At 72.8% G+C, this 26386-nt stretch carries 25 protein-coding genes and 1 pseudogene; 5 read left to right on the top strand and 21 right to left on the bottom strand.

The features are described 5' to 3' along the window. The gene (locus CNX65_RS03865) at window positions 1–1044 is read right to left on the bottom strand and encodes a medium chain dehydrogenase/reductase family protein (protein ID WP_096491532.1); all 1044 of its coding nucleotides are present in this window, start codon (window positions 1042–1044) and stop codon (window positions 1–3) included. Window positions 1045–1320: 276 nt separating this feature from the next. Here CNX65_RS03865 and CNX65_RS03860 point away from each other — a divergent pair, with 276 nt between their 5' ends. After that, the gene (locus CNX65_RS03860; protein ID WP_198320429.1) at window positions 1321–2175 is read left to right on the top strand and encodes a TetR/AcrR family transcriptional regulator; all 855 of its coding nucleotides are present in this window, start codon (window positions 1321–1323) and stop codon (window positions 2173–2175) included. Here CNX65_RS03860 and CNX65_RS03855 read toward each other — a convergent pair. The 5 genes and pseudogenes from CNX65_RS03855 to folP all read right to left on the bottom strand — a co-directional run bounded on the left by CNX65_RS03855 (window position 2172) and on the right by folP (window position 5226). Beyond that, a complete protein-coding gene (locus CNX65_RS03855) occupies window positions 2172–2753 on the bottom strand; it encodes a DNA-3-methyladenine glycosylase I (protein WP_096491530.1) in 582 nt (193 codons plus the stop codon). The genes CNX65_RS03860 and CNX65_RS03855 overlap by 4 nt on opposite strands. 2 nt (window positions 2754–2755) lie before the next feature. Then, window positions 2756–3187 (bottom strand): SRPBCC family protein, encoded by a 432-nt coding sequence (locus CNX65_RS03850; RefSeq protein WP_096491529.1) that lies wholly within the window; start codon window positions 3185–3187, stop codon window positions 2756–2758. Between the two features lie 352 nt (window positions 3188–3539). Beyond that, window positions 3540–3836 (bottom strand): annotated as a pseudogene (locus CNX65_RS03845) (DivIVA domain-containing protein); the annotation flags it as partial. A 117-nt stretch (window positions 3837–3953) separates the two neighbouring features. Continuing rightward, window positions 3954–4301, bottom strand: coding sequence for a PadR family transcriptional regulator (locus CNX65_RS03840; RefSeq protein ID WP_096491528.1), 348 nt, complete (start codon window positions 4299–4301; stop codon window positions 3954–3956). A gap of 64 nt (window positions 4302–4365) precedes the next feature. Then, window positions 4366–5226 (bottom strand): dihydropteroate synthase, encoded by an 861-nt coding sequence (gene folP, locus CNX65_RS03835; RefSeq protein ID WP_096491527.1) that lies wholly within the window; start codon window positions 5224–5226, stop codon window positions 4366–4368. A 93-nt stretch (window positions 5227–5319) separates the two neighbouring features. On the opposite strand from folP, the gene CNX65_RS03830 reads away from it, so the two are divergent. Next, the gene (locus CNX65_RS03830; RefSeq protein WP_096491526.1) at window positions 5320–6858 is read left to right on the top strand and encodes a CocE/NonD family hydrolase; all 1539 of its coding nucleotides are present in this window, start codon (window positions 5320–5322) and stop codon (window positions 6856–6858) included. A 63-nt stretch (window positions 6859–6921) separates the two neighbouring features. Here CNX65_RS03830 and CNX65_RS03825 read toward each other — a convergent pair whose 3' ends face one another. From CNX65_RS03825 to dapE, 3 genes are read right to left on the bottom strand one after another with little or no spacing between them, the layout of a single operon-like run. Then, on the bottom strand, window positions 6922–7464 hold the full coding sequence (locus CNX65_RS03825; protein WP_096491525.1) for an LOG family protein: 543 nt from the start codon (window positions 7462–7464) through the stop codon (window positions 6922–6924). Then, window positions 7464–8231: an LOG family protein gene (locus tag CNX65_RS03820; RefSeq protein WP_096491524.1), complete on the bottom strand. Its 768-nt coding sequence runs from the start codon at window positions 8229–8231 to the stop codon at window positions 7464–7466. The genes CNX65_RS03825 and CNX65_RS03820 overlap by 1 nt, the downstream gene beginning before the upstream one ends. A 19-nt stretch (window positions 8232–8250) precedes the next feature. Continuing rightward, window positions 8251–9321: a succinyl-diaminopimelate desuccinylase gene (gene dapE / locus CNX65_RS03815; RefSeq protein ID WP_096497601.1), complete on the bottom strand. Its 1071-nt coding sequence runs from the start codon at window positions 9319–9321 to the stop codon at window positions 8251–8253. Between the two features lie 25 nt (window positions 9322–9346). Between dapE and dapD the strand changes: the two genes are divergently transcribed. Continuing rightward, on the top strand, window positions 9347–10321 hold the full coding sequence (gene dapD / locus CNX65_RS03810) for a 2,3,4,5-tetrahydropyridine-2,6-dicarboxylate N-succinyltransferase (protein ID WP_096491523.1): 975 nt from the start codon (window positions 9347–9349) through the stop codon (window positions 10319–10321). A gap of 91 nt (window positions 10322–10412) precedes the next feature. Here the strand turns inward: dapD and dapC are convergent, their stop codons facing one another. Continuing rightward, window positions 10413–11504, bottom strand: coding sequence for a succinyldiaminopimelate transaminase (gene dapC / locus CNX65_RS03805; RefSeq protein ID WP_096491522.1), 1092 nt, complete (start codon window positions 11502–11504; stop codon window positions 10413–10415). Continuing rightward, entirely contained in the window at window positions 11501–11827 is a 327-nt protein-coding gene (fdxA, locus tag CNX65_RS03800) for a ferredoxin (protein ID WP_012783394.1), read from the bottom strand. Before fdxA ends, dapC begins: the two co-directional genes overlap by 4 nt. Window positions 11828–11985: 158 nt before the next feature. Here fdxA and CNX65_RS03795 point away from each other — a divergent pair, with 158 nt between their 5' ends. Beyond that, window positions 11986–12864 (top strand): GNAT family N-acetyltransferase, encoded by an 879-nt coding sequence (locus CNX65_RS03795; RefSeq protein ID WP_096497600.1) that lies wholly within the window; start codon window positions 11986–11988, stop codon window positions 12862–12864. Here the strand turns inward: CNX65_RS03795 and CNX65_RS03790 are convergent. From CNX65_RS03790 to typA, 10 genes are all read right to left on the bottom strand, one after another. Further along, window positions 12843–14081 (bottom strand): hypothetical protein, encoded by a 1239-nt coding sequence (locus CNX65_RS03790; protein ID WP_096491521.1) that lies wholly within the window; start codon window positions 14079–14081, stop codon window positions 12843–12845. The two genes, CNX65_RS03795 and CNX65_RS03790, sit on opposite strands and share 22 nt — an antisense overlap. Window positions 14082–14284: 203 nt before the next feature. Next, window positions 14285–14665, bottom strand: a complete 381-nt coding sequence (locus tag CNX65_RS03785) for a hypothetical protein (RefSeq protein WP_096497599.1) — start codon at window positions 14663–14665, stop codon at window positions 14285–14287. 83 nt (window positions 14666–14748) lie between these two features. Continuing rightward, complete coding sequence (gene mshB / locus CNX65_RS03780; RefSeq protein ID WP_096491520.1) at window positions 14749–15600, bottom strand: N-acetyl-1-D-myo-inositol-2-amino-2-deoxy-alpha-D-glucopyranoside deacetylase; 852 nt, start codon at window positions 15598–15600, stop codon at window positions 14749–14751. Window positions 15601–15727: 127 nt separating this feature from the next. Beyond that, entirely contained in the window at window positions 15728–16777 is a 1050-nt protein-coding gene (locus CNX65_RS03775; RefSeq protein WP_096491519.1) for an ABC transporter ATP-binding protein, read from the bottom strand. Beyond that, entirely contained in the window at window positions 16774–17952 is a 1179-nt protein-coding gene (locus CNX65_RS03770; protein WP_096491518.1) for an ABC transporter ATP-binding protein, read from the bottom strand. The genes CNX65_RS03775 and CNX65_RS03770 overlap by 4 nt, the downstream gene beginning before the upstream one ends. Continuing rightward, a complete protein-coding gene (locus CNX65_RS03765; RefSeq protein ID WP_096491517.1) occupies window positions 17949–18887 on the bottom strand; it encodes an ABC transporter permease in 939 nt (312 codons plus the stop codon). The genes CNX65_RS03770 and CNX65_RS03765 overlap by 4 nt, the downstream gene beginning before the upstream one ends. A 1-nt stretch (window position 18888) precedes the next feature. After that, window positions 18889–19887, bottom strand: coding sequence for an ABC transporter permease (locus tag CNX65_RS03760; RefSeq protein WP_096491516.1), 999 nt, complete (start codon window positions 19885–19887; stop codon window positions 18889–18891). Between the two features lie 160 nt (window positions 19888–20047). Continuing rightward, complete coding sequence (locus CNX65_RS03755) at window positions 20048–21862, bottom strand: ABC transporter family substrate-binding protein (RefSeq protein ID WP_096497598.1); 1815 nt, start codon at window positions 21860–21862, stop codon at window positions 20048–20050. Window positions 21863–22162: 300 nt separating this feature from the next. Then, a complete protein-coding gene (locus CNX65_RS03750) occupies window positions 22163–23863 on the bottom strand; it encodes an ABC transporter family substrate-binding protein (RefSeq protein ID WP_096491515.1) in 1701 nt (566 codons plus the stop codon). 275 nt (window positions 23864–24138) lie between these two features. Continuing rightward, window positions 24139–26040: a translational GTPase TypA gene (gene typA, locus CNX65_RS03745; protein ID WP_096491514.1), complete on the bottom strand. Its 1902-nt coding sequence runs from the start codon at window positions 26038–26040 to the stop codon at window positions 24139–24141. A gap of 165 nt (window positions 26041–26205) precedes the next feature. Here typA and CNX65_RS35960 point away from each other — a divergent pair, with 165 nt between their 5' ends. Further along, on the top strand, window positions 26206–26367 hold the full coding sequence (locus CNX65_RS35960; RefSeq protein ID WP_177154495.1) for a hypothetical protein: 162 nt from the start codon (window positions 26206–26208) through the stop codon (window positions 26365–26367). Window positions 26368–26386 lie beyond the last annotated feature (19 nt).

The following is a 26386-nucleotide window of genomic DNA, read 5'->3' as shown; positions in this document are numbered from 1 at the left end:
TCACACCTCGGGGACGATGACGACCTTGCCCAGCACGGTCCTGGACTCGGCGAGGGCGAGCGCGGCGGAGGCCTCGGACAGCGGGAACCGGGCGGCGACCTTGGCGGTGATGACGCCGTCCGCGAGCAGGCGCAGCACCTGGGTGAGGTCCTCGGCGAGCTTGCCGCGGAACTCCGCGCGGTTGCGCAGGCCCGCCCAGAAGTTGTAGAAGTGCGCGCCCTTGCCGTTGGGCGAGTAGTTCCACATCGCGAGCTGGGCGAACAGCGCCAGGACCGGGAGCTGCGAGCTGCCCTCGACGTCCTTGGTGGCGGCGGTGCCGTAGGAGACGAGCGTGCCGCCCTTGCGCAGCAGCTTCCACGACTCGGCCAGGGCCTTGCCGCCGACGTGGTCGAACACGGCGTCCACGCCGTCGGGGGCCAGCTCGCGGATGCGGTCGTGCATGGCGGGGTCGCGGTAGTCGACCGGGGTGGCGCCGAGCGCGCGGACGGTGTCGTGGTGGCGGGGCGAGGCGGTGCCGATGACGGTCATGCCCGCGTGCTTGGCCAGCTGGACGAGGGTGCTGCCGACACCGCCGTTCGCGCCGAGGACGACGACCGTCGCGCCCGCTCGGGCCTTGGCGACCCGGTGCAGCATCTGCCAGGCGGTGATCCCGTTGACCACCACGGTCTCGACCTCGGCCGCGTCGAGGCCGTCCGGGACGGGGACCAGGTCGGCGGCGTCGAGCACCAGGTGGCTGGCCCACGCGCCGGTCTTGGTGACGGCGGCGAAGCGCTTGCCGGTGAGGGCGGGGTCCGCGCCGGGGCCGGTGGCGACGACCGTGCCGACCACGTCGTAGCCGGGGACGAAGGGGAACGCGGGCTGGTCGTAGTACTTGCCCCGGCGCATCTGCTGCTCGGCGAACGAGACGCCGGTCGCGTCCATGCGCAGGACCACCTGGCCGTCGGTGAGGGCGGGCAGGTCGCGGACGCGGACCTGGAGGCCCTCCGGCTCGACCGCGGCGGGGAGGACGACCTCGGTGGCGCGGGTGGCGGTGGCGCTGGTCATGGGGGTTCTCCTGGGGGTGTTCTTGGTGGGACCGTTGTGCTTACAGCCGTAAAGCTACATGTGTTAGTTCAGGGCGCGCAAGCCCTCACGGCCGTAAACTTCACGGTGTATGGTTACACGGTGGAGAACAGCAGCTCAGGGGTGGCGGAGACAGCGGAAACCCAGGTCACGGGCGTGGGCGCGGGTGACGCGGGGGTGCGCGCGGGTGCACGGGACGTGGGGGTGCGCGCGGGTGCACGGGACGTGGGGGTGCGCGCGAGTGCGCGGGACGCGGGGGTGCGCGCGAGTGCGGGCGCTGGCGCGCCGGGCGCGGGTGCGCGGGACGCAGGCGCGGACGTCTCGCACGCGGCAGGGAACAGCCCTGCCGGGGACGTCCCCGCCGAGGGCAGCCCTGCCGGGGATGGCGCGGCTGTGGACGGCGCGGCTGCGGACGGCGCGGCCGGGGCTTCCGGGCGCAAGCCCGCCCGCAGGCGGAACCGCCGGGGCGAGGGGGCCAAGCTGCGGGAGGAGATCGTCGACGCCGCCACCGCGATCCTGGACGAGGAGGGTGACGAGCGGTTGGTCACGCTGCGGTCGGTCGCGCGGCGGATCGGCATCGCCGCGCCGTCCATCTACCCGCACTTCCCCGACCAGCCGTCGATCATGATGGCGGTGGTGCGGCGGGAGTTCGAGGCGCTGGCCGTCCAGCTGCGCGAGGCCCGCGACCGGGAGGTCGACCCGCGCGAGCGGCTGGTCGCGATCTGCCTGGCCTACCTGGAGGTCGCCCGCGCCCACCCAGGCCGGTACCGGACCCTGTTCGGCGGGCTGTGGATGCCCGACCTGGACACCACGTCGATCACCGCCGACGAGCTGATGTCCCTGGGCAACGCGCCCCTGGAGGTGCTGGTCGAGGCGCTGGGGGCGTGCGTGGAGGCGGGACGGGCCACCAGCGACGACCTGTTCGCCGACGCGGTCGCGCTGTGGATGGGGCTGCACGGGCTCGCCCACCAGCGGTCGGTCACCCGCGCGTTCCCCTGGCCGGACGACATCGAGCTGCGGATCATCGGCGCGCTCGCGCACCTCACCGGGCCGGACGACGGGACCGGTTCGGCGGCGCCCCGGCCAGCCGCGCCCCAGCCGGTAGTGCCCTAGTCGGCCGGACCCCGATCAGCCGCACCCCGGTCGGCCTCGTGCGCGCGGAAGCAGGTCTCGACGTGGTCGTCGACCATGCCGGTGGCCTGCATCAGCGCGTAGCAGGTGGTCGGGCCGAGGAACACGAAGCCCTTGCGCTTGAGCGCCTTCGCCATCGCCGTCGACTCGGGCGTGATCGCCGGGACGTCGGCCGCCGTCGCGGGGCGCGCCCTCGGCCCGGTGGGGGCGAACGACCACAGCAGCCCGTCGAGCGGCTCGTCCAGCGCGAGCACCGCCGCCGCGTTGCCGATCGCCGCGAGGATCTTGGCCCGGTTGCGGACGATGCCCGCGTCACCCATCAGCCGGGTGACGTCGTCCCCGTCGTAGGCGGCGACGAGCTTCGGGTCGAACCCGTCGAACGCGGTCCGGAAGTTCTCCCGCTTGCGCAGGATGGTGATCCAGGACAGCCCGGACTGGAACGACTCCAGGCACATCCGCTCGAACAGCTCGGTCTCGCCGTGCAGCTCGACGCCCCACTCGGTGTCGTGGTACTCGGCGTAGTCGGGGCTGGAGTCGCCCCACGCGCAGCGCTGGACCACGCTCACCCCTCCCCGTCGACGCGGTAGCGCTCGGCGAACCTGGCGAACCGGGCGAGCGAGTACCGGACCCCCGCGAGCACGGCCGGTCGCGCGATCGCGGGCAGCACCACGTCCTCGACCCAGGTGAACTCGGAGGCCGACTCCCCCGCCGGGGCGACGCGGAACTCGCCGGTCCCCCGCACCACCCGCCCGAGGTGCTCGACCGCGCACAGCGACGGCGGCTCCCACCGGGTGATCCGCATGGGGTCCACGACGCCGAACCGGCCGATGCCGGTGACGGCGGTGAACTCGTCGCCGACCGCCCGACCGGGCCCCGAGGTGACGCGGACGGAGGTGGCCAGGATCCACTCGCCCTGGCGCTCCCAGTCGGTGACCGCCGCCCAGGTCACGCGCGCGGGCGCGGCGACCGGGACGGTCAGCTCAAGCCGGGTCACGCTGGGGTTCCCGCGCGGGCTCGGCCGGGTCGGTGGAGCCGGGGGTGGAGGTGGTGGAGGCTGCGGGGGCGGCACCGGGCGCGGCACTGCCGACCGAGGCGGACTCGGCGGCCACCGGAGCGGCGGCGCCGGGCGCGGTGGACTCGGGGGCAGCGGTCCCCGGCTCATCGGCCCCGGACTCGGGGGCAGCGGTCCCCGGCTCAGCGACCCCGGACTCAGCGACCCCGACCCCGGCGGTCCCCGCCTTGGCGGCCCCCGCCTCGACGGCGCCCGGCTGGGCGACGCGCTTCTCGGGCCTGGCCACGCCGGGCCCGATCTCGGCGGACTCGACGGCGTCCCGCTCGCGGAGCGCGCCCTCGGGGACCAGCCCCTCCAGCTCGGCGACCCGCTCGCTCAGCCGCTCGACCTCGCCCGCCAGCCTGCCGAGGGCCCAGTCGACCTCGGACATCTTGTAGCCGCGCAGCACCAGCTGGAACCGGAGCGCGCGGACGTCCTCCGGGGTCACCCGGTCGGCGGGCAGCCTGGTCGGGGACGCGCCGGGCGGCAGCGGCGCCATCTCCTCCCCGCGCCCGAACAGCAGTGAGGCCAGCAGGAACACCACCGCGGCGACTAGCGCCATGACGACGAGGTAGAGGAGCGCTGTGGTCACACCGACGATCGTGGCACACACCACCGTCGCCGCACACACCACCGGCAGCACGCGCGCCGCTGCGGCGCGTCACGCCCGCGGACGACTTCGGGCACGCGGACCCGGCGCGCGCCCCGGCTACCCGAGGACGGCCTCGGGCGCCCGCCCCGGCGCGCACAGCACGCCCTCGATCGTGGCCGCGAAGCGCCGCCACTCCGCGCGCTCGGCGGCCAGCGCCAGGCCGCCCCGGTCGGTCAGGTGGTAGGTGCGGCGCTGCCTGCCGCCCACGGTGCTCCACTCGCTGGCGACCAGCCCCGCGGCCTCCAGCCTGCGCAGCGCCGGGTAGACGGTGCCGGTGGGCAGGTCGAGCGCGCCGCCGCTGCGCCGCTGGAGGGCCTCGATGACGGCGTAGCCGTGGAGCCTCGCGCCGTCCAGCGTGGCCAGCAGGAGACCTTCCAGGTGACCGCGCAGCGCGTCGGACTTCATGCGTTCGGAGTTTATGGTTCCCGCTCACCGGACCACAGCGGGAGGACCCGGTCGGGCGCGCCCGCTAGGCCAGTGCGCGCAGCGCCCGCGCGGGTGGCCTGGTGCCCGCGACGGCCGCGACCACGTCGACCACCTGCCGGGTGCGGCGGACCTCGTGGGCGCGGAACACCCGCGCGCCGCTGCGCGCGGCCAGCGCGGTCGCGGCGAGGGTGCCGTCGACCCGGTCGCCGACGTCCGCGTCCAGGGTCTCGCCGATGAAGTCCTTGTTGGACAGCGCCATCAGCACGGGCCAGCCGGTGGCGACCAGCTCGTCCAGCCGCCGCAGCAGTTCGAGGCCGTGCCAGGTGTTCTTGCCGAAGTCGTGGGTCGGGTCGATCAGCACGCCCGCCCTGGGCACGCCCAGCGAGGTCACCAGCTCGGCCCTGGCCACCAGCTCCTCGACGACCGAGGCGACCACGTCGGCGTACCGGACGCGGTGCGGGTCGGTGCGGGGCGGCAGGCCGCCGGTGTGCGAGCAGACGAGGCCGACGCCGAACTCGGCGGCCACCTCGGCCAGCTCCGGGTCGGCGCCCGCCCAGGTGTCGTTGATCAGGTCGGCGCCCGCCTCGCAGACCGCCCTGCCGACCTCGTGCCGCCAGGTGTCGACGCTGATCACCAGGTCGGGGTGCCGCTCCCTGACCTTGGCGACGAACGGGACGACCCGGCGCGCCTCCTCGGCGGCGTCGACGTGCTCGCCCCTGGCGCCCGCGCGCACCCCGCCGATGTCGACGACGTCCGCGCCCTCGGCGACCGCCCGGTCGACGGCGGCCAGCGCGGCGGTGTCGGTGAAGGTGGCGCCCCGGTCGTAGAAGGAGTCCCGCGTCCGATTGACGATCGCCATGACCAGCGCGCGGTCTGTGGGGACGTCGCGTGTGCCGAACCGCATGGGGGCATCGTGCCACGCCCCCACTCGGTGTGAGCTGCCTCACAGGATCTTGCTACCCGTCAGTAGCCGCCACTTGACTCAACCGCACCCTGCGTGATCCAGCTCACGGTCAAGGAGGACCTGGTGCGCCGATCACTCGCCCTGCTGCTCGCCCCCCTGCTCCTGCTCGCCACAGCCGCCACCGCCACCGCGGCGCCCGCGCCGACCACCACCGAGGCCCAGGTCGCCTCGATCACCTACCGCACCATCCCCGGCGAGGGCGGCGCCCCGCTGCGCGCCTTCGTGGTCACCCCCACCGGCACGGGCCCGCACCCGCTCCTGGTGATGCCGTCCAGCTGGGCGGTCAGCGGCATCGAGTACGTCGGCGCCGCCGCCAAGCTGGCCTACCGCTCCGGCTACGCGGTCATCAGCTACACCAGCCGCGGCTTCCACGACTCCGGCGGCGAGATCGACGTCGCCGGGACCGCCACGGTCGCCGACGTCAGCCGCGTCATCGACTGGGGCATCACGAACCTGGACGCCGACCCGGCCAGGATCGGCGTCGCGGGCATCTCCTACGGCGGCGGCCAGTCGCTGCTCGCCGCGGCGGCCGACCCCAGGGTCAAGGCCGTGGCCGCCCTGAGCACCTGGTCCGACCTCGCGCGGTCGCTCTACCCCAACGAGACCGTCAGCTCCCAGGCCGTCGACCTGCTGCTCACGGCGGGCAAGCTCACCGGCCGCCCCGGACAGGTGCTCAGGGACGCCGAGACCGCGTACCGGGAGGGCCGGTTCGAGGACGTCGTGCCGATCTCGCCGCCCCGCTCGCCGTCCACGAGGGTCCCGGCGCTCAGCCGCGCGGCCGTGCTGATCGGCAACGCCTGGAACGACGGCCTGTTCCCGCCGGGCCAGATCACCGACCTGTTCGCGAAGCTCACCGGCCCGAAGCGGCTCCTGCTCACGCCCGGCGACCACGCCACGTCCGAGCTGTTCGGGGCCGCCGGGCTGCCCAACGAGGTGTGGGACGCGGTCGGCCGCTGGTTCGACCACCACCTGCGCGGCGTCGCCAACGGCGTCGACCGGGAGGCCCCGGTGTGGTTGCGCCCCACCAACGGCGGCGCGTGGCGGACCTACCCGTCGTGGGCGGCGGTCACCACCGCCCGCGAGTCGATCCCGTTGGCGGAGACCGGTTTCGGCGCGGGGCGGGCCACCGTCGCGGACAGCGGGACGGTGCTGGTGAGCGGCGCGCTCCAGGCGTTCCTGAAGATCCCGACCGGGGTGGCGCTGCCGCTGGTGGACCGGTCGGGCGCGGCGGTGTGGACGGGCCCGGTGCTGCGGTCGGGCGCGCTCGTCGGCGGCACGCCGAAGGTGCGGCTGAGCGTGACGGCGGCGGCCGAGACCTCGCTGTTCGCCTACCTGTACGAGGTGAACGCGCTCGGCCTCGGCGCGCTGATCAGCCACAAGCCGGTGGTGGTCCAGCCCGGCAGCCGGGTGGTCGACCTGGAGCTGGAACCCGCGCTGTGGCAGGTGGGCGCGGGCAACCGGCTGGCGCTGGTGGTGGACACCGTGGACGGCCGGTACGGCAGCGTCGGCACGCGCGGCGCCGCCGTGGCGATCGGCGCCGGGTCGGCGCTGGAGGTGCCGTTCTCGGGCTGAACGGTGAGGAGCGCCCCGGCCGCGAGGACCGGGGCGCTCCTCGCAAAACCAGTCGGGAGCCCGTCAGCTCGCGCAGGCGTCCAGCGCGGCGTCCAGGTCGTCGGTGATGGTCAGCACCCCCATCGCGGCGGGCGCGACGAACCCCCGGTCGCGCAGCTCCTCCAGCCACCGCACCAGCCCGGTGTAGTGCCCGTCGACGTCCAGCAGCACCACGGGCTTGGCGTGCATCGACAGCGTGCGCGAGGTCCACACCTCGAACAGCTCCTCCAGCGTGCCGATCCCGCCGGGCAGCGCCAGGAACGCGTCGCCGTGCGCCTCCATGAGCGCCTTGCGGTCGCGCATGGTCTCGACCACGAGCAGGTCGTCCGCGTCGCTGTCGGCCCACTCGCGCTCCACCAGGGAGCGCGGGATCACGCCGGTGGTGCGCCTGCCGCCGTCGCGCACGGCCTGCGCCACCGCGCCCATCATGGACCGCTTCCCGCCGCCCCAGGCCAGGTCCCAGCCCCGGCCCGCGATGCGCTTGCCCACGTCGGTCGCCAGGTCCAGGTAGCTCTGCGGCACGGTGCTGAGCGACCCGCAGTACACCGTCACGGTCAGCTCGCCCATCAGTGCGCCTCCCCCCACGCCTGGTGCGCCTCCTTGACGACCCGGACCGCGTCCTCGACGTCGTCGGTCAGGTGCAGCAGCGCCAGGTCCTTGTCGCCGATCTTCCCGCTGTCCAGCACCGAGTCGCGCACCCAGTCGTACAGGCCCTGCCAGTAGGACCGGCCGAACAGCACGACCGGGAACTTGGTGACCTTCTTGGTCTGCACCAGGGTCAGCGCCTCGAACAGCTCGTCCAGGGTGCCGAAGCCACCGGGCAGGCAGATGAAGGCCTGCGAGTACTTGATGAACATGGTCTTGCGGACGAAGAAGTAGCGGAAGTTCACGCCGAGGTCGACCCACGGGTTCAGGCCCTGCTCGAACGGCAGCTCGATGCCGAGGCCGACCGAGTAGCCGCCCGCCTCGGAGCAGCCCCGGTTCACCGCCTCCATCGCGCCGGGACCGCCGCCGGTGATGACCGCGAACCCGGCCTCGGCGAGCGCCCCGCCGAGCTGCCTGCCCACCTCGTACTCGGGGTGGGCGCGCTCGGTGCGGGCCGAGCCGAACACGGTGACGGCGCTCGGGATGCCCGCGAGCGCGCCGAAGCCCTCCACGAACTCGGCCTGGATGCGCAGCACCCGCCACGGGTCGGTGTGCACCCAGTCGCTCGGGCCGCGCGAGTCGAGCAGGCGCTGGTCCGTCGTGGTGAGCTCCTTGTTGCGCTCGCGGCGCAGCACCACGGGGCCGCGCTGCTTCTCCTTCGGGTGCTCGTCCACGCCGTTCTCGCTCATTGGCCGGAGTCTAGACCGGTCAGGGCCTCGCGCTGAGGAAGCGCGACAGGACTTCGTAGCAGTGTCCGATCTCGTTCACCCGGACGTTCTCCTGCTGCGTGTGGGCGAGCAGCGGGTCGCCGGGGCCGAAGTTCACGGCGGGCGTGCCGAGCGCGGCGAAGCGGGCCACGTCGGTCCAGCCGAGCTTGGCGACCGGGGTGCCGCCCGCCGCCTCGACCAGCTCGCGCGCGGCGGGCGAGGCCAGGCCGGGCAGGGCGCCCGCGGCGAAGTCGGTGACGGTGACCTCGTAGCCGTCGAACAGCTCCCGCAGGTGCGCCTCGGCCTGGGCCGGGGTGCGGTCGGGGGCGAACCGGTGGTTGACGGTCAGCACGCACTCGTCCGGCACGACGTTGCCGGAGACGCCGCCGGTGATGCCCACGGCCTGCGCCCCCTCACGGTAGGTGCAGCCGTCGATCTCCACGACCCGCGACTCGTGGTCGCGCAGCCGGGCGATGGCGTCGCCGAGCAGGTGGATGGCGTTGACGCCCATCCAGCCGCGCGCGGTGTGGGCGCGCTTGCCGGTGGCCCGCACCTGCACCCGGATCGTGCCCTGGCAGCCCGCCTCGATGACGCCGTTGGACGGCTCGCACACGATCGCCAGGTCGCCCGCCATCCACTCGGGCAGCTCGCGCTCGACCCGGCCGAGGCCGTTGCGGCTGGCCTCGACCTCCTCGCAGTCGTAGAACACGAACGTGAGGTCGTGGCGCGGGTCGGTGAGCGTGCCCGCGAGGGCCAGCATGACCGCGTCGCCGCCCTTCATGTCCACCGAGCCGAGGCCGTGCAGCACGCCGTCCTCCAGCCGGGACGGCAGGTTGTCGTTGACCGGCACCGTGTCCAGGTGGCCGGCGAGCACGACGCGCCGCTCGCGGCCGAGGTTCGTGCGGGCCAGGACGGTGTTGCCGGAGCGGACGACCTCCAGGGCGGTCTGCTCGCGCAGGGACCGCTCGACCAGGTCGGCGATGCGCTGCTCGTCGCCCGAGACGCTCGGCACGTCCACGAGCGCGGCGGTCAGCGTGACGGGATCGGCGGTGAGGTCAAGGGTGTCGGCCACGCCCGGCACGTTACCGTTTGGCGCTGTGAGCACCGAAGACACCACCACCGGCGCGCACGGCGTCGGACTGGCGACCGTGACCTCCGACGGGACCGTGCTGGACACCTGGTTCCCCGCGCCCCGGCTCGGCGAGACCGAGGCGGGCACCGCCCGGCTGTCGCCGGTCGAGGTCGCGGCCGAGCTGGGCGAGGCCGCGGCGAAGCTGCTCGGCGTGGACGCGGAGCGCGACGTCGAGGTCGTGGGCGTGCGCGTGGGCATCGCCTCGCTGGACTCCGCGCCCGCCGACACCTACGACGTGTGGCTGCGGCTGCACCTGCTCTCGTCCCGGCTGGTCGCCCCGCACGGGGTGAACCTGGACGGCGTGTTCGGCCTGCTGGCCAACGTGGTGTGGACCAACCACGGGCCGTGCGCGGTGGAGGGCTTCGAGGCCACCCGCCTGCGGCTGCGCTCGCGCGGCGCGGTCACCGTGTACGGCGTGGACAAGTTCCCGCGCATGGTCGACTACGTGGTGCCGTCGGGCGTGCGGATCGCGGACGCGGACCGGGTGCGGCTGGGCGCGCACCTGGCACCGGGCACGACGGTCATGCACGAGGGCTTCGTGAACTTCAACGCGGGCACGCTCGGCACGTCCATGGTGGAGGGCCGCATCTCGGCCGGGGTCGTGGTCGGCGACGGCAGCGACGTCGGCGGCGGCGCGTCGATCATGGGCACGCTGTCCGGCGGCGGCAAGCAGGTCATCTCGGTGGGCGAGCGGTCGCTGATCGGGGCGAACGCGGGCATCGGCATCTCGCTGGGCGACGACTGCGTGGTCGAGGCCGGGCTGTACGTGACGGCGTCCTCGAAGGTCACCGCCGACGACGGCACGGTCGTGAAGGCGGGTGAGCTGTCCGGGGTGTCGAACCTGCTGTTCATCCGCGACTCGGTGACCGGCGCGGTGCGCGTGCGGGCCCGCCGGGGCACCGGGGTGGAGCTGAACTCGGTCCTGCACGCCAACGACTGATCCCCCTCCGCTGATCCCTCCGCGGACGCGTCCGCGAACGCGAGAGCCGGGCCGCTGCGCTGCGACCCGGCTCTCGCGGTGTTCGGGGGACCTACCGGGCGAGCCGCTCCACGGCGGTCGCCACGCGCTCGTCGCTCGCGGTCAGCGCGACGCGGACGTGCTCGGAGCCGCCGGGGCCGTAGAACGTGCCGGGCGCGGCCAGCACGCCCCGGTCGGCCAGCCAGGCGATGGTGTCCCAGGCGCCCTCGCCCCTGGTGGCCCACAGGTACAGGCCCGCCTCGGAGTGGTCGACGCGGAACCCGGCTCCGGTGAGCGCCGCGTGCAGCAGCGCGCGCCGCTTGCCGTACCGCTCGCGCTGGTCGGCCACGTGCGCGTCGTCGTCCAGAGCGGCCGTGATCGCGGCCTGCACGGGCCTGGGCACGATCATGCCCGCGTGCTTGCGCGCCTCCAGCAGCCCGGACACCAGCTCCGGGTCGCCGGTGACGAAGCCCGCCCGGTAGCCGGCGAGGCTGGAGGACTTGGACAGCGAGTGGACCGCGAGCAGGCCGCTCGGCGACCCGCCGCTGACCCGCTCGTCCAGCACCGAGACGGGCTCGGCGCTCCAGTGCAGCGCCAGGTAGCACTCGTCCGAGGCGACCACCGCGCCCGCCTCGCGGGCGGCGGCGACCGCGTCCGCCAGCGCGGGCGCGTCGAGCACCCGGCCGGTCGGGTTGGACGGGGAGTTCAGCCACACCAGCTTCACGCCCGCGGGCGGCGTCTCGCCGTCCGCCAGGCGCACCACGTCGGCGCCCGCGATCCGGGCCCCCACCTCGTAGGTCGGGTAGGCCAGCTCGGGGATCGCGACCACGTCGCCGGGACCGACGCCGAGGAGCGTCGGCAGCCAGGCCACCAGCTCCTTCGAGCCGATGGTCGGCAGCACGGCGGCCGGGTCCAGGCCGGTGACGCCGTAGCGGCGGGCCATCGACCCGACGACGGCCTCGCGCAGCTCGGGGGTGCCGTGCGTGGTCGGGTAGCCCGGTTCGGCCGACACCGACGACAGGGCCCGCTGGATCACGTCGGGCACCGGGTCGACCGGTGTGCCGACGGACAGGTCGACCACACCGCCGGGGTGCTCGCGCGCCGTGGCGGCGTGGTCGGCCAACGAGTCCCAGGGGAAGTCCGGGAGCGAGCGGTGGAGCGTCACTCGTGGGACGCCTGCGGCGGGAGGGCCTTGATGAACGCGGGGTCCGCCGAGACCTTGCCGACCTTGGACGCGCCGCCGGGCGAGCCCAGGTCGTCGAAGAAGTCCACGTTCGCCTTGGTGTAGGCGGACCACTCGTCGGGGACGTCGTCCTCGTAGTAGATGGCCTCCACCGGGCACACCGGCTCGCAGGCACCGCAGTCGACGCACTCGTCCGGGTGGATGTAGAGCATCCGGTCGCCTTCGTAGATGCAGTCGACGGGGCACTCTTCGATGCACGCCTTGTCGAGCACGTCCACGCACGGCTGGGCGATCACATAGGTCACTGCGCTCTCCTGCTCTGTCTCTTAGTCCACACCGCGCACAGCGGAGGGTACGCGGCTGCGCGCCCGCCGCGCCGGTGAGGCTCGCCTTATCAAACTCCCATCCCACCTGCCAGAACGGACGACCTCGCTTCGGGGCGGGGGTGCGGCAGGATGTGGCGGTGGACCCGATCACCGCTCTGGAGCAGCACTGCGCGACCGCTTGGCCCGCGCTCGTCGACCAACCGCTCGGGGGGTGGAGGCTGCGCGCGGCGGACGGGTTCACCGGACGGGCGAACAGCGCCCTGACCACGGGTGATCCGGGTGTGCCGCTGGGCGAGGCGCTGGAGGCGGTGCGCGCGTTCGCGGCCGGGCACGGGGTGCCGCCGCTGGCGCACGTGGTGCTCGGGTCGGAGCACGAGGCTGGGCTGGCGGCGGCCGGGTGGGAGCCGGACCTCGACCACCCCGGAGGGGTCGAGTCGCTGGTGATGAGCGGGCCGCTGACGGGGTTCGGGGACGCGCGGGGCGGGTCCACGGAGCGGGACGGCGGTCCGGTGGGTGGCGCCGCGGGTGCTGCCGCGGGCGGGGTGGCGCGCGGCGGGTACGCGGTGTCGGTGCCCGAGGAGCCGGACGCGCGCTGGTGGGAGCTGGCCGCGCAGCCCGACCCGACGCCCGCGCAGCGGCGCGTGCTGGCCCCGGAGGGGCTGGCGGTGGGCTTCGGGATCGCGCTGCCGGTGGCTGGGCCGAGTGGTTCGGGGTCTGCTTCGGGAGGGGCGGTCGCCGGGGGCGGTGGAGTGGCCGGTGGGGCGGCCGGTGGGGTGGTGCGCGGGGCCGTGGTGGGCGAGGTGCTGCACGTGGCGCGGCTGGCCGTGCGCCCCGAGGCGCGGCGGCGGGGGCTGGCGCGGGCGCTGGTGGTGGAGCTGGCGGCGTGGGGCGCGGCGCGCGGGGCGACGACGCTGGCGCTCCAGGTGGCCGAGCACAACAAGCCCGCGATCGCGCTGTACGAGTCGCTGGGCTGCGCGGAGCACCACCGCTACCGCTACTGGCGCCCGGCGTCCTGAGCGGCCTTCCGGGCGGCCTCGGCGGCGAACCAGGCGAGCGCCTCCCGGCGCACCCGCTTGCCGCCGTGCCGCTCGCCGAAGTAGTCGCCGACCGCGCCGACCAGCGGCAGCATCCCGATGACCTGGTGGTGGACCCGCCCCTGCGGACGCTTGTCCAGCTCGCCCTCCAGCGACCAGAGCACCCGAGCGAGCTTCCACACCGCCCGCCCGACCACCTTCACCCCCGCCTTGGCCCCCTCGGCCGCCCGCTGCCCGATTCCGGGACGCGCGGAACTGGCTGACCCGAAACCGGCTGACTGGGAACTGGCTGACCCGGAACCGGCTGACCCGGGACCGGCTGACTCGGGACCGGCTGACCCAGAACTCGCTGCCCCCAGACCGGCTGCCCCAGAGCCGGCCGACTCAGGACCGGTGGCTTCGGGGCCTGCGGCCCTGGAACCGGCGGCGGCAGCCTGAGGGCCGGCGTCAGCCGCCTCGGGAGCCGCACCGGCGGGCTTGGCGCCGATCGGACCAGGGCCGGCGCCGGTCGGCCCGCGGCCGGTGCCCGTCGACTCGCGGTCGGCGCCGGTCGGCCCGCCGCTGGCACTGGTCGGCCCAGGGCCTGCGCCGGTCGTCGTGGGCGGCGTGGTGGTCGCGCCCGCCGTGCCGCCGGTGTCCGCCGCGTGCGCGGCGTCGGCCGCGTCGGCCTCGCGCAGGGCCTCGGTCAGCTCCTCGGTCAGCTCGGCGGTGCGGCGGTCCTCCTCGGCGCGGTCGGCCGGGTCGGTGAGCCTGCCGTCGACCTCGCGCTGGAACAGCACGTGCGCGATGAGCCGCACCCGGTCCTCGACCGAGTCGACGCCCCGCTCCCCCGCGAACGCCGCCAGCAGCAGCCCCTGCCCGGCCGCGCCGAGCGAGGACTGGATCGGCAGGCGGTCGGCCAGCGCGCCGCCGACGCCGGGGGCCGCCGCGAGCAGGGCGAGCAGCCTGCCGAGCCGGTTGGCCCACCAGTCGTCGCGCTGCTCGACGCCCATCGCCGCCCACGCCGCCGTGCCCGGCACCCGGAGCGCGGCCAACTGGTCCCACAGCCGGTCGACGGCCCCGCGGTCCGCGCCCGAGCCGATCTCGCGCTCGCGCAGCCCCAGCAGGTCCACGTCCCGCACCGCCGCCAGCACCGGCCCGGTGGCCCGGACGAACGGCCGGAGCGCCAGCACCACGTCCCGATCGGTTATGCCGCCCACGTCAACCTCCCCGCGCCCACCGCACCCGCCCGGCGGGCGCCGGACGAGCCCACACCCCCAACGCCTACCCCCGAGCGCGCCCGCGAACCACCCGCCACGCGCCCGGCCCGGCACCCGGCGCCCGACGGCGGCCCGCCCCGGCGAACCGGTCCGCGCCGCCACCCGTCCGAGCCGCCCCCGTCCGAGCCCGCCTCGGCGCACGCTCAGGCCGGGCGCCCCATGATCGCGCCCAGCGCGACCGCCCCCGGCAGCGCGCCCGCGCCGAACAGCGCCAGCGTGCGCCAGTCGTTGGCCAGCACGACGTCGCCGCCGGGCCCGAACACGCCCAGGACCAGCAGCACGCCCAGCCACACCAGCAGCGGCGACGCGGCGACCGACATCTTGCGCGAGCAGCTCGACGCCGCGATCACCAGCAGCGGCATCGACACCGCCGCCACCACCACCGAGATCGGGAACGGCCAGCCGCCCACGGCGGGCAGGAGGGCGCCGTCCAGGCGCAGCGGCAGGAAGAACAGCTCCAGCACCGCCAGCACGGCCGTCTGGACCAGCACCGCCGCGTGGGCCACCCGGTCGTCCAGGCCCATCCGGTCGCGGAGCTGCGGGCGCGCCGCCGTGCCGGGAGCGGCGCCGACGTCCGCGCCCCCGGTTGTCCGGTCGTCGGCCGCCATCAGCCGCCCAACCCGCCGAACAGGTCGTGCTCCGCGCCCGCCGCGGGCCCGCTCGCCAGCACGTAGTGCTCGTTCGGCAGCACCGGCTGGGCGATCCCGTTGGACAGCGCGTAGCTGGCCCCGCCCGCCCCGTCCTGCCACACCGTCACCTGCGTGGTGTGCGCGCGCAGCGCCCGCAGCTTGGCCATCAGGTGCTCGGACACGTCGATCGTGGTCGTGATGACCGCGTCGTCGACGGCGGGCAGCTCGCCGGGCTCGGGCAGCCGGAACGGCAGGTCCGCCAGCGCGGCCAGCTCGCGGGCGCCCGCCTCGGTCTCCTCGCGGGAGGTCACGGTGTGGAACAGCCGCTCCACCCCGCTCGACGCCGCGACGGCCGCCGCGGTGATCTCGTGCGCCCGGATGTGGTCGGGGTGCCCGTAGCCGCCGAACGCGTCGTAGGTCACCACGACCTGCGGCTTCACCGCGTTGATGATCGCGAGCAGCTCGTCGGCCTGCTCCTGGGCCGACCCGGCGACGAAGGCGCGCGGGTGGGCGTTGGCGGCGGTGCCGACCATGCCGGAGTCGCGCCAGCGGCCGTGGCCGCCGAGGAACCGGTGGTCGGTCACGCCGAGCGCGGCGCACGCGGCGCGCAGCTCGGCGACGCGGTAGCCGCCGAGCTGGTCGGCGGCGTCGGCGGCGAGTTCCCGCAGCGCGGGCGGGATGATCTCGCCCTCCTCGCCGAGGGTGCAGGTGACCACGGTGACCTGCACGCCGTCCGCCGCGCAGCGGGCGATCGTGCCGCCCGTCCACAGGCTCTCGTCGTCGGGGTGCGCGTGGACCAGCAGCAACCGGGGTGGGGCGGTGAGCGTCACCCGACCAGCGTAGAGGTTGCGGCGGGGCAGGCCGGGGAGGCGGGCCAGTGCTCTCCCCGAGCACGACAGCGCCCGCGCGGGGCGAGGACCCCGCGCGGGCGCTGAAGACCTGTCGGCGGACCGCCGACTAGCCGACGATCATCGGCTTGACCTCGGCGAAGTGGCACGCGGACAGGGTCTGGCTGCCCGCCCTGCGCTCCAGCTTCGGCTCCTCGGTCGCGCAGATGTCCTGCGCCTTCCAGCACCGGGTGCGGAACCGGCAGCCCGACGGCGGGTTCACCGGGGACGGCACGTCGCCGGTGAGCACGATCCGCTGGCGCCTGCGCTCCAGCTTCGGGTCCGGCACCGGCACGGCCGACAGCAGCGCCTGCGTGTACGGGTGCGTCGGCTTGCTGTAGATCTCCTCGCGGTCGCCGATCTCGACGATCTTGCCGAGGTACATCACGGCGACCCGGTCGGAGATGTGCCGCACCACGGACAGGTCGTGCGCCACGAACAGGTAGGCCAGGCCGAGGCGCTCCTGGAGCTCCTCCAGCAGGTTGACCACGCCGGCCTGCACGGACACGTCCAGCGCGGACACCGGCTCGTCCAGCACGATCAGCTTCGGGTTCAGCGCGAGCGCGCGGGCGATGCCGATGCGCTGGCGCTGGCCGCCGGAGAACTCGTGGGCGTAGCGGTTGCGGTGCTCCGGGTTGAGGCCGACCAGCTCCATGAGCTCGTTGACCCGCTGCTGCACGCTGCGGCCCTCGCCGCCGTCCACGCCGTGGATCTTGAACGGCTCGGAGATGAGCTCGTTGATCTGCCAGCGCGGGTTCAGCGACGCGTACGGGTCCTGGAACACGATCTGCATGTCCCGGCGCACGCCGCGCAGCTGGCCGCCCTTGAGCTTGGTCAGCTCGCGGCCCTCGAACTTCACCGAGCCCGAGGTGGGCTTGTGCAGCTGGAGGATGGCGCGACCGGTGGTGGACTTGCCGCAGCCGGACTCGCCGACCAGGCCGAGCGTCTCGCCCGCGTGCAGGTCGAAGGTGACGCCGGAGACGGCCTGCACCTGCCCGACCGTGCGGGGGATGATGCCGCCGCCGCGCACGGGGAAGGCCTTGACCAGGTCCTTGACCTCCAGCAGCGGGGTGCGGCTCGCGCCGGGCTGCCGGGCGGGGGTGTCGGTCGAGGTGCTCATGAGGTCGGGTTCTCCCCTTCGTGCAGGCGCGCCTCGACCGCGGTGGCGTCCTCGATGACGGGGATGCCGGGATTCGCGGCGGTCAGTGCGGCCGGGTTCTCCACGACGCCGATCTCCTCCGTGGCGAACAGCCGCTGGGGGTTCGGGATGGTCGCGAGGTGGGCGGAGCGGTGGCAGCGGGCGAAGTGGTTCGCCCGGTCGGTCTCCAGCAGCAGGGGCTCGGTCTCCCGGCACTGGTCGACCGCGAGCGGGCAGCGCGGCGAGAACGGGCAGCCCTTGGGCAGGTTCATCAGCGACGGCGGCGTGCCCTTGATGGGCGTGAGCCGCCTGCCGAGCATCTGCGGGTTCGGGATGGAGCCGATGAGGCCGACGGTGTAGGGCATCCGCTGGGCCTCGAAGACCTCGTCCACGCCGCCCTGCTCGACGACCGTGCCGCCGTACATGACCTGCACGCGGTCGACCATGCCCGCCACGACGCCGAGGTCGTGGGTGATGATCATGATGCCCGCGTTCGTCTCGTCCCGGATGCGCAGCAGCGTGTCCAGGATCTGCGCCTGCACGGTGACGTCCAGTGCGGTGGTCGGCTCGTCCGCGATGATCACGTCCGGGTCGTTGATGATCGCCATCGCGATCATCACGCGCTGCCTCATGCCGCCGGAGAACTCGTGCGGGTACTGCTGGGCGCGCCGGTCGGGCTGCGGGATGCCCACGAGCTCCAGCGCCTCGACGGCCTTGGCCAGCGCCGCCTTCTTCGAGACCTTGTGGTGCGCCCGGTACGCCTCGGCGAGCTGCCAGCCCACCGTGTAGACCGGGTTCATCGAGGTCATCGGGTCCTGGAAGATCATGGCGATGTTGTTGCCGCGGACCGGCTGCATCCCCTTGTAGGACCGGCCGACCAGTTCCTGCTCTCGGAACTTGATCGAACCGCCGATCTTCGCGGTCTTGGGCAGCAGGCCCATGATCGCCATCGACGACACCGACTTGCCCGAGCCCGACTCGCCGACGATGCCGAGGACCTCGCCCGCGCCGAGCGTGAACGACACGTCGCGCACTGCGTGCACGGTGCCGTCCTCGGTCGGGAAGTCCACCGACAGGTTCTCCACCCGCAGCAGCTTCTCGCCCGCGGCGTTCTGCGCCTTCTTGGGTGCGCCCATCACGTCGTCCAACTCACTCATGCCTTAACCCTCTTCTGCCGCGGGTCGAAGGCGTCCCTGAGGCCGTCACCGATGAAGTTGACCGCCAGCGAGATCAGCACGATGAACACGAACGGCAGGAAGAACAGCCACGGGTGCAGCGTCAGCTCGTTCTTGTTCAGGCTGATCATGAGGCCCAGCGAGGTGTCCGGGCTCTGCACGCCGAGGCCGATGAACGACAGGGCCGCCTCCAGCAGCACAGCCTGCGCGATCGCCAGCGTCGCGTTCACGATGATCACGTCGATGGTGTTGGGCAGGATGTGCCGGAACACGATCCGCCACGTGCTCGCGCCCAGGGCGCGGGCCGCCTCGACGAACTCCTTCTCGCGCAGCGACAGCACCATGCCGCGGATCACGCGGGCGATGGACAGCCAGCCGATGAGGCCGAGGTAGACGGCCACGACGAGCCAGTTGGAACCACCGGAGATGGTCGCCACGAAGCTGCTGCGCACCAGCACGGCCGCGATGACCAGGCTGGGGATGATCAGCAGCAGGTCGATGAACCGGCTGATCAGCGCGTCGACCCAGCCCCGCAGGTATCCGGCCAGCGCGCCCAGCACGACGCCGATCACCGTGGACACCAGCGCCACGACCATCGCGATCTGCAGGGAGAACTGGGTGCCCCGGATGATCTGGGCGACCATGTCGCCGCCGAGGCTGTCGGTGCCGAAGGGGTGCTCGGCGCTCGGCGGCAGGTACCGCCGGAAGCCCAGGTCGGTGTAGCTGTGCTGCCACAGCAGTCCGCCGAAGAAGGCGAACAGCACCAGGACCACGAACAGCACGAGGCCGAACAGCGCGGCCCGGTGCCGGGAGAAGCGGGTGAGGATGACCTTCCACTGCTTCTTCGCGGTGGTGCTGTCGAACTGGCTCGCCTCAGCCTTCTCGGGCGCGGGCGCCTGCGCCAGCGGGGAACCCATGTCAGTCAAGGCGAATCCTCGGGTCAAGGAAGGCGTACAGGATGTCCGCGATCAGGTTGAACAGGACGATGAAGATGGCCGTCAGCATCATGAAGCCGAGCACCTGGTAGGGCTCGATCTTCTCGATGGCCTTGACGATGTAGTTGCCCATGCCCGACCAGCCGAACACCGTCTCGGTGATGACCGCGCCGCCGAAGCCCGCGCCGATGTTCAGCGAGGACATCGTGATGACGGGGATCAGGGCGTTGCGGAACGCGTGCCGGAAGATCGTGCGCGCCTGCGAGATGCCCTTGGCCTGCGCGGTGCGCACGTAGTCGGCGTTCAGGGTGTCGAGCATGGAGGCGCGCTGGAAGCGGCTGTAGAGCGCGAACTGGATGACGACCAGCGAGATGGTGGGCAGCAGGTACGCGCCGGAGTACTGGAACACCTGCTCGCCGAAGCTGCCGCCGAAGCCGTCGCCGGGCGGGCCCGCGGTGATGATCCAGCGGTCCAGGCCGAGCGACTCCAGCCAGTTGTTCAGCTCGATGCCGCCCGCCTTGAGCACCAGGGCGACGCAGAAGAGGGGCATCGAGAACATGGCGAACGATATGCCGGTCGCCGTGTAGTCGAAGACCGAGTACTGCTTCACCGCCCCGATGACGCCGACGGCGACGCCGAGGGCGAGGGCGATCAGCTCGGCGGCGAGGATCAGCCGGAGGGTGACGCCGAAGGCGGTGAGCAGGGTCTCCTTGACCGGCTTGCCCGCGTTGCCGGGGACGACGGTCTGGCCCCAGTCACCGGTGACGAAGTCGCCCGCCCAGTCGGTGTAGCGCTCGACGACGGGCTTGTTGTAACCGGTCAGTTCGTAGGCGGCGGCGATCTCCGCCTCGGTGCGGGGCTTCTGGAGCTTCCACTCGCCGAGGGGGTCTCCCATGGCGGTGGTCAGCCCGAAGCACAGGAAAGAAGCCACGATCAACAGCGGGATCGAGATCAGAACCCGCCGGATGGCGTAACGGAGCATACGAGGTCTCTAGTCTCCCTAGGCCCTCCCGCGGGGGACGTGGTGGGGGCCTACCGGATGCTGACGGCGTTCGGGGGACCGGTGCTGGTGCACCGGCCCCCCGGACGGATGGGTCGTGCGCTGGAGCCTGACGGCTCAGCAGATCAGCAGCAGCTCAGCGCTACTTCTTCTGCCAGGCGTACAGGTTCCACGTGATGCCACCCGCGACACCGATGTAGCTCACCGGGCTGTAGTCCGAGGACGAGGCCGTGAAGTCGGTGTGCTGGAACAGCGGGATGCTCGCCAGGTCGGCGCGCATGGTCTTGTCGACGTCGTTCATCAGCGTGATGCGCTTCTCGTAGTCGAGCTCGCTGTTCGCCTTCGCCCACGTGTCGGTGACGGCGGCCGAGTCGTAGTTGTTGTAGTTCGCCGAACCGCCCTTGGCCTTCTGGGCGTAGTTGCCGAACGCGCCCGCCTTCAGCGGGGCGCCGACCCACGCGAACAGGGCGGCCTCGAACTCGGAGGCCGGGAGGCGCTTGTCGTTGAAGTCGGCGGCCTCGTCGGCGATGACCTCGATGCCCGCCTTGGCGCAGGACGCCTGGACCAGGCGCACGGTCTGCGCGCGACGGGTCACGGTCTTGTGGCTCAGCTTGAAGGACGCGCGGAACTCGCCCTTGGTGTAGACGTTGTCGCCACCCAGGGTCCAGCCACCGGCCTCCATGACCTTCTTGGCGGCCTCGGCGTCACCGTCGGCCAGGTCGGAGTAGTGGTCCTCGTAGCCGACCTCGTTGGGCATGAAGGTCAGGCTGCCCAGGGGCTTGGCGCCCGGCTGCACGTCCTGGACGAGCTTCTCGACGATCTCGGTCCGCGGGGTGCAGATCGCGAACGCCTCGCGGAGCTCCTTGTTCTGGGCGAACAGGGGGTTGGCCATGTTCAGGTCGATGTGCTCGTAGGTCTGGCCACCGCTGGCGAAGACCGTGTAGGCGTCGTTGCCCCGGAGCTGCTGCGCCACGGCGTTGTCGGCCTGCGGCGCGATCGCCTGGACTTCCTTGTTCTGCAGCTGCTGCGCCGCGGACTGGGCGTCGCGGTTCGTCTTCAGGATGACCTTGGACGGGCCGCCCTTGTTGCCCCACCACTTCGGGTTGCGCTCGAGGACCGTCTGGTCGCTCAGGTCGGCCGAGGTGATGGTGTACGGGCCACCGGAGAGGGCGACGTCGGCGTTCCAGCCGTTCCAGCCCTTGGTGAAGAACTCGGCGGCCTTCTTGACCGTCTCGTCGTTCTGCGCCGGGGTGATCTTGGTGATGTCCTCGATGCCGGTCTTCTGCTCCAGCACGTGGGCCGGGAGCAGACCGTCGCTGCCGGGCTGCGAGAACAGGCCCCGGTAGTCGGCGTACGGCTTGCTGAAGGTCGTGGTGATCGTCTTGTTGCCGTCCGAGCACTCGAGCTTCGAGATGTCCTCGTAGCCGGTGGGGGTGGCGTCGAAGATCGAGGCGGACTCGCCGTCGGAGGTCGTCGTCCTGGCCTGGCTGGTCGCGGCCAGCCACTTCAGGTGGAAGTCCTTGCAGTCGATCGGCTGGCCGTCGGACCAGACCGCCTCCTTGCGGACCTTCCACTCGATGACCTGCGGGTCGTTCGAGGTGACCTTGATGGACTCCATCAGGTCGCCGTCGACCTTGATGACGACCTTGCCGTCGACCAGGTCGACGATGTACGGCGAGGGCTGCACGTTCGACAACGCCATGGTGCTGGCGAAGTTGTTCGTCGCACCCGTGAAGTTGTTGTAGTTGCTGAAGCCCTCTTCGACGGCGATCGCGACCTCGCCGATGTCGTCGACGGCCGGACGCTTGAAGATCTCGTCCTGGCCCCCGATCGCACCGGGGTTCGAGTCCTGCTGGCCGCCTTCGCCCTCGCTGCCGGCGCCGCCGCCGCCACAGGCGCTCAGCAAGAGCGCCGCACTGGTCATCAGCGCGAACGCCGAGACGGTCTTTCTCCTCATCGACACGTGCCCTCCTAGCACCGGGTTGGAGCGGACCTCTGACCGGACTCCACACCCTTAACGTTGATGTGCCAAACGCGCCCCGAACCGACACACCGGTGCGAACGATAAGAAGGTGTTAGACGGATGGTCACTGCCCAGCGCTTGATCGTGACCAAAGGGTGACACGCCGGTAGCAGCGCGCTACACCGTCGTTACCGGACGGGGGTCTTCGTTAACCGGTTGACGGGAATACTGTCAATAATGCCCGGCTGACGACGTGTGCACCAGGGGGTTCCCCGGTTTGTGCGGTGACGCGCTTCAACGGTCTTCCCTCCGCCAGGCGGCGGCCCCGGAAAGGGGCCCGGCGAAGGGCGCGCCGGAGGCCACGCCCTGCGCCTGCGGGAGCACCACGAGCAGGTCCGTCACCTGGAACAACGGCAGGGAGACGGCCTGCTGCCAGAGCAGCGGCTCGACCTGGGCGAGCGCGTCGGACAGCAGGAGGCGGCCGGTCAGGGCCTCGTCCACGATCTTCTGAACGGCCGGGTCGCAGAAACCGGCGGGATTCCCCGGAAACGTTGTCGAAGATCCGGTGTTGTCCGGTTCGGGGCAGCCGAAAGCTGACGCCAGAACTGTGCCGGAATCACCGGAGCCGACAAGCGGGACAACGGCGATGTCAACAGTTCGATCACCTTGTCCGCCGGTGCCGCCGGGGTCGGCCAGCAGTTCGCCGAACAACTCGTCCGGTGGCGTTGTCAGGACCTCCGACTCGATTCCGGACAATGACAGCTGGCGTTGCACCTGGTTGGCGATCGTCGCGTACGGCTCGACGCCGCCGGGCGCGGCGATCACCAGCTCCAGCGGACGCCCGTCGCGGCCCCACCTCCCGCCGTCGGGGCGGGTCAGCCCGGCCTCGGTCAGCAGCGCGGTGGCGTCGACCCCGCCCTGGGGGGCGGTCGCCCGGTAGCCGGGCCTGGACGGCGGCACCACGAGCGAGTCGGCGCGCAGCGCGGCGCCCGGTCCCCCCCTGGCGCCGACGCCGATCAGCTCGTCCCGGTTGAGCAGCGCGCGCACGGCGGTGCGCACCTTCACGTCGGCCAGGTTGGGGGACGCCGGGCGGAACAGCACCTGGACCACCTCGCCCCTGGGGACAGCCTCGGTGGTCAGCGGGGTGGTCTCGGCGAGCTTCGCCAGGTTGGTCGTGGTGATCGAGTCGGCCCGGACCAGCGCGACCTGGTCGTCGCCGCTGCGCAGCGCGTCGAGCGTCGCGGACTGGGTCGCCCGGCGCAGGATCACCCGGTCGAGGGCGGCGGGCTGCTCCCAGTAGCGGTCGCTGCGCTCCAGGATGATCTCGCCGCGCGGCTGGTCGAGGGTGCGCACCGCGAACGGGCCCGCCGTGGCGGGGAAGCTCTCGGTCAGCGCGGCCGACCAGCCGCCGGGGGCGTCCTTGAGCAGGTGGGCGGGCAGCAGGTCGCGGAACAGGTCGCGCCACGCCGGGTAGGGCTCGGCGAAGACGACCTCGACGACCTTGCCGCCCTCGCGGGAGCGGATGTCGGAGATCAGCCGGTAGCCCGCCGGGTTGACCACGCCGGGCTCGGAGCGCATCCGCTGCCACAGGTAGACGAAGTCCTCGGCGGCGATCGGCGCGGCGTCCGACCAGGAGGCGTCCCGGCGCAGGGTGTAGGTCACGGTGTACGGCGCGGCCCCGGTGACCTCGGCGCCGACCAGCAGCGTCCGGTCGAGCGCGGGGCTGCCGTCCGGGTTGGAGCGGAAGGCCGACGGGAGCAGCAGGCTGCTCAGCGCGGTGGTGACCGTGGACTGCGCGGCGAGCGTGTGCGGGTTGTAGCCGCCCTTGACCTCGTCGACGCCGACGACGACCTCGTTCAGCTTCTCCTTGGGCACCACGGTGACGCCGGGCGTGGTGGGGACCAGGGGCGGCGGCGGGGTGATCGAGCACGCCGACAGGGCCAGCAGCGCGGCGAGCAGCCCCGCGCGCCGGAGGAAACCCCTGGGCCTGGTCATGCCCTGAGGGTCCCACGCCGCCCCCGACTACCGACCGCTACCCCCGGTGATCATCGCCACCGGACGCGGGCGACCTCGCGCGCGGGGGATGTCATGCCTGGTCAGCGGCCTGCTTGAGGGGTTGTCCGGTCGACCGGGGTGGTCCGGACAACAGGGACGCAGGGTGCTCGGGCGCTCACCTGCGGCGCACGCGCCCACCAGGTGGGACGCCCCCGGAAAGCCCGAGGGCCGACCGGACGGTCGTCCGGTCGGCCCTCGGGTCGGCGCTCGTGCGCTCAGCCGCGCAGCTTGGCGCGGTTGCGCTCGCGACCGCGCTGGTTGGCGTCCAGGGTGACCTTGCGGACCCGGACGACCTCCGGCGCGACCTCGACGCACTCGTCGGCGGCGCAGAACTCCAGCGCCTCCTCCAGCGACAGCTTCCTCGGCCGGGCCAGCGTCTCCATGACGTCGGCGGTCGAGGTGCGCATGTTGGTCAGCTTCTTCTCGCGGCAGACGTTGACGTCCAGGTCCTCGGCGCGGGGGTTCTCGCCGACGACCATGCCCTCGTACGCGTCCGCGCCGGGCTCCACGAAGAACGTGCCGCGGTCCGCGAGCTGGATCATCGCGTAGGCGGTGATCGAGCCGGTGCGGTCGGCCACCAGCGAGCCGTTGTGGCGGGTGCGGATCTCGCCCGCCCACGGGCCGTAGCCCTCGGCGACGGCGTTCGCGATGCCGGTGCCGCGGGTCTCGGTGAGGAACTCGGTGCGGAAGCCGATCAGGCCGCGCGAGGGCACGACGTAGTCGAGCTTGATGCGACCGGTGCCGTGGCCGTCCATCGTCTCCATGCGGCCCTTGCGGTTCGCCAGGAGCTGGGTGATGGCGCCGAGGTGCTCCTCGGGGGCGTCGATGGTCAGGCGCTCGAACGGCTCGTGGGTCTTGCCGTCGACCTGCTTGGTGACCACCTGCGGCTTGCCCACGGTGAGCTCGAAGCCCTCGCGACGCATCTGCTCGACCAGGATGGCCAGCGCCAGCTCGCCGCGGCCCTGCACCTCCCAGGTGTCGGGGCGCTCGGTGGGCAGCACGCGGACGGACACGTTGCCGACCAGCTCGGAGTCCAGGCGGGCCTTGAGGACGCGCGCGGTGAGCTTGGTGCCGCCGTTGCGACCGGCCAGCGGCGAGGTGTTGACGCCGATGGTCATCGAGATGGCGGGCTCGTCGACGGTGATCCGGGGCAGCGGCTCCGGGTTGTCGACGTCGGCCAGGGTGTCGCCGATGGTGATGTCCGGGATGCCCGCGATCGCCACCAGGTCGCCCGCGCGGGCCTCCTCGGCGGGGACGCGCTCCAGCGCCTCGGTGATCAGCAGCTCGGTGATGCGCACCTTCTGGACCGAGCCGTCCTCGCGGCACCAGGACACGGTCTCGCCCTTGCGCATCCGACCGGCGGCGACGCGGCACATCGCGATGCGGCCGAGGAAGGTCGAGGCGTCCAGGTTGGTCACCAGCGCGCGCAGCGGCGCGTCGGCGTCGCCGGTCGGGGCCGGGATGTAGTCGAAGAGGACCTTGAACAGGCTGTCCAGGTTCTCCTCGTCCGGCAGGCCGCCGTCCTCGGGCTGGTTCAGCGAGGCGCGACCGGCGCGGGCCGAGGCGTAGACGACCGGCAGGTCGAGCACGGAGTCGTCGGCGCCGACCTCGGTGGCCAGGTCGAGCAGCAGGTCGTGGGCCTCCTCGACGACCTCGGAGATCCGGGCGTCGGGGCGGTCGACCTTGTTCACCACCAGGATGACCGGGAGACCGGCGGCGAGGGTCTTGCGCAGCACGAAGCGCGTCTGCGGCAGCGGGCCCTCGGAGGCGTCGACGAGCAGCACGACGCCGTCGACCATGGAGAGGCCGCGCTCGACCTCACCGCCGAAGTCGGCGTGGCCGGGGGTGTCGATGACGTTGATGACGATGTCGCCGTCCGGCGTGTGCCTGCGCACAGCCGTGTTCTTGGCGAGGATCGTGATGCCCTTCTCGCGCTCCAGCTCGCCCGAGTCCATGACCCGGTCGACGAGCTCGGCGCGCTCGGAGAAGGCGCCTGACTGGCGGAGCATGGCGTCGACCAGGGTGGTCTTGCCGTGGTCAACGTGCGCGACGATCGCCACGTTGCGCAGGTCGTTGCGGACCAGCGTTTCCTTGATCGACGCAGTGGCCGTGGGCACGCGGAACTCCTAGAGCTTCAGTCGCTGGGAGGCCGGGCGCCGGACAGGTTTTCACGCGCGCAGCCGTCCTACAGCTTACCGCGCCACCACACCCCTACCACACAGCGCCAGCGGTGAGGTCAGCCTCACCCTGGGGTGGGACGCCCGACAGGAGGAGATGACCACGTGGGAGCGAAGGGCAAGAAGAAGGACGGCAAGAAGGGCGAGAAGAAGGTCAAGTCCAAGTGCTGCCGGTCCACGCCGAGGTGCAAGCGGTGCCCGGTGGTGGTGTTCCGGAAGGCGAAGGAGAAAGCCGCGCGCAAGGCGGCGGAGGAGGGCGGGGCCTGAGTCGCGGGAACCGGGCGCG

It is taken from the genome of Actinosynnema pretiosum, from assembly GCF_002354875.1.
In the GTDB taxonomy this organism is placed as follows: domain Bacteria; phylum Actinomycetota; class Actinomycetes; order Mycobacteriales; family Pseudonocardiaceae; genus Actinosynnema; species Actinosynnema auranticum.
Note: the sequence above shows the minus strand (reverse complement) of the source record. Positions and strands in the feature narration are given on the sequence as shown.

Excerpts from the sequence above, each read along its gene's own strand:
- CNX65_RS03865 (WP_096491532.1), bottom strand. The coding sequence starts at position 1,044 with ATGACCAGCGCCACCGCCACCCGCGCCACCGAGGTCGTCCTCCCCGCC.
- CNX65_RS03840 (WP_096491528.1), bottom strand. The coding sequence starts at position 4,301 with ATGAAGTCCGACGCGCTGCGCGGTCACCTGGAAGGTCTCCTGCTGGCC.
- folP (WP_096491527.1), bottom strand. The coding sequence starts at position 5,226 with ATGCGGTTCGGCACACGCGACGTCCCCACAGACCGCGCGCTGGTCATG.
- CNX65_RS03825 (WP_096491525.1), bottom strand. The coding sequence starts at position 7,464 with ATGGGCGAGCTGACCGTGACGGTGTACTGCGGGTCGCTCAGCACCGTG.
- CNX65_RS03820 (WP_096491524.1), bottom strand. The coding sequence starts at position 8,231 with ATGAGCGAGAACGGCGTGGACGAGCACCCGAAGGAGAAGCAGCGCGGC.
- CNX65_RS03785 (WP_096497599.1), bottom strand. The coding sequence starts at position 14,665 with ATGGGCCTGGACGACCGGGTGGCCCACGCGGCGGTGCTGGTCCAGACG.
- CNX65_RS03775 (WP_096491519.1), bottom strand. The coding sequence starts at position 16,777 with ATGAGCACCTCGACCGACACCCCCGCCCGGCAGCCCGGCGCGAGCCGC.
- CNX65_RS03770 (WP_096491518.1), bottom strand. The coding sequence starts at position 17,952 with ATGAGTGAGTTGGACGACGTGATGGGCGCACCCAAGAAGGCGCAGAAC.
- CNX65_RS03765 (WP_096491517.1), bottom strand. The coding sequence starts at position 18,887 with ATGGGTTCCCCGCTGGCGCAGGCGCCCGCGCCCGAGAAGGCTGAGGCG.
- CNX65_RS03760 (WP_096491516.1), bottom strand. The coding sequence starts at position 19,887 with ATGCTCCGTTACGCCATCCGGCGGGTTCTGATCTCGATCCCGCTGTTG.
- CNX65_RS03755 (WP_096497598.1), bottom strand. The coding sequence starts at position 21,862 with ATGAGGAGAAAGACCGTCTCGGCGTTCGCGCTGATGACCAGTGCGGCG.
- CNX65_RS03750 (WP_096491515.1), bottom strand. The coding sequence starts at position 23,863 with ATGACCAGGCCCAGGGGTTTCCTCCGGCGCGCGGGGCTGCTCGCCGCG.